1 protein-coding gene is annotated in these 1,923 nt (G+C 60.3%); it reads right to left on the bottom strand.

Features of this window, described 5'->3' with window-relative positions:
* Positions 1 to 71: 71 nt before the first annotated feature.
* Complete coding sequence (ltrA, locus tag BLL38_RS29865) at positions 72 to 1,493, bottom strand: group II intron reverse transcriptase/maturase (RefSeq protein ID WP_011805433.1); 1,422 nt, start codon at positions 1,491 to 1,493, stop codon at positions 72 to 74.
* Positions 1,494 to 1,923 lie beyond the last annotated feature (430 nt).

Below are 1,923 nucleotides of genomic sequence, written 5' to 3'. Positions count from 1 at the left end.
ATCGAGTAGGAGGCGGATTCACATCCGCCGTCCTCTCACACCACCGTACGTACGGTTCCGTATACGGCGGTTCAGGTTATACGGTTAAGTCGGTTTATCGTATCCAGTATCGAGACCAGCCCGAGGCGGTCCCACAGCTTCTTCGGCAACGCCTGATTCATATGGGGCGCTCCCGAGTTCCACCATGGGCCTCGGCCATTGACTGCCGATTTCCACGCCCGCGCCGCATTAAGTCCCAAGCGTATCAAGTTGCGCGCCCTCGTAGAGGGCCGCTTCCATTGACGCCAGACGATACAGCGAAGCTTGTGACGCACCCAGCCGTCCAATTCCTCAAGTGGCCGTCTGCTCTGGCTCAGCTTGAAGTAGCCCGCCCATCCGCGCAGCACGGGGTTTATCCGCTCGATGACAGTCGCCACCTTGTGGCCCCGCGCTTTACGTAGCAGCTCTCTGAGCCGGTCGCGCAAGCGACCCAGGCTCATCGTCGCCACTCTCAGTCTCGGTTGCTGATGCCAGCTCATCCCGTAACCCAAGTAATCACACATCCAAGACCCGGCTACTCGGCTCTTATCCCGATTCAGCGTTAGTTTCAGGCGCTGATTCAGGAAGCGCTCAACACTGGCCATCACTCGTTCGCCAGCACGAGGGCTGCGCACATAGATGTTCGCATCGTCGGCATAACGCACGAAGCGATGACCCCGCCGTTCCAGCTCGCGGTCGAGTTCGTTGAGCAGGATGTTCGACAGCAACGGCGAGAGCGGGCCGCCTTGCGGCGTCCCTTCCTGCCGTCGGCTGGCGATCCCACCCGACATCTCACCGGCTTGGAGGTACCGCCGGATCAGTCTGAGCACGCGTTTATCTACGATTTGGCGCGCCACGTACGCCATCAGGAGATCGTGGTTGACCCGGTCAAAGAATTTCTCAAGATCGAGTTCCACGCACCAGCGATGCCCTGCCGCCACATGGGCGCGGGCTGTCTCGATGGCTTGGTGGGCGCTTCTGCCCGGACGGAAGCCGTAGCTGTAATCCGAAAACAGCGGGTCGAAGATCGGCGTGAGCTGTTGCAGCAGTGCCTGTTGGATCAGGCGATCCACGACGCAGGGAATGCCCAGTTGTCGGGTGCCGCCTTTGGGTTTGGGGATGTCGACGGCGCGTACACCTTGCGGGTGGTATTCGCCGGCCAGCAACCTCCTCTGGAGGATCGGCCAATACTGATTCACGTAGTCCGCCAAGTCGTCGACCGTCATGCCATCGGCACCCGGCGCGCCCTTGTTGCTGACCACGCGCTGATACGCACGTCTGAGGTTGGCCGGTGCAAGCACCCGCGCCATCAGCGTGTCCGGCTCCGCGTTCGTCCACGTCACAGATGCCGTCGATACCTTTGCGCTGTCAGCCGTCATCCTCGGATTCTGTCCGGGACTCGGAGTCACAGTCTTCTCTTGGAGAAATTTCTGCATTTCGGTATTCAACGAGACTCTGACGCCTACTGGCGGCATAACCTGTTCGGCCCTTGGTGGCGCGGTTATTCGCCACTTACTACGGCTTCGGCTGACTTCTGCACGCTCATCCCATCGCCTCTCGACGCTCGGTAGCACACTGGCAAACGTGCAGATCTCCCAGGGTAATTCGCGCGACCTTCCTGCTTATGCCTGTCGGATCTACGTCACAGCGTTCCGTGCAAGTATTGGGCTTTGAAGATTTTGGCCTTCTTACCCCGCTGCGCCGCCTCTATCCGCTTCCTGTTCGTCAGGCCAGCATTTTGCCTCGGGCTTCCTTCAGATTCGCAGTCACCCGCGACACCCTTGCCTCTGGCTAACACTTCCCCTTGCCGGGTGTGTAGAGGACTTTCACCTCCCAGTCACCAGCGTGGCCACCACAGCCAAGCTGGTTGCGCTTGCGCGCAACGCGCCATGCCTGGCGCACCAA

It is taken from the genome of Pseudomonas gessardii (genome assembly GCF_001983165.1).
Taxonomy (GTDB): Bacteria; Pseudomonadota; Gammaproteobacteria; order Pseudomonadales; family Pseudomonadaceae; genus Aquipseudomonas; species Aquipseudomonas gessardii.
Note: the sequence above shows the minus strand (reverse complement) of the source record. Positions and strands in the feature narration are given on the sequence as shown.

Coding starts and splice junctions, on each gene's coding strand:
- ltrA (WP_011805433.1), bottom strand. CDS start 1,493: ATGCCGCCAGTAGGCGTCAGAGTCTCGTTGAATACCGAAATGCAGAAA.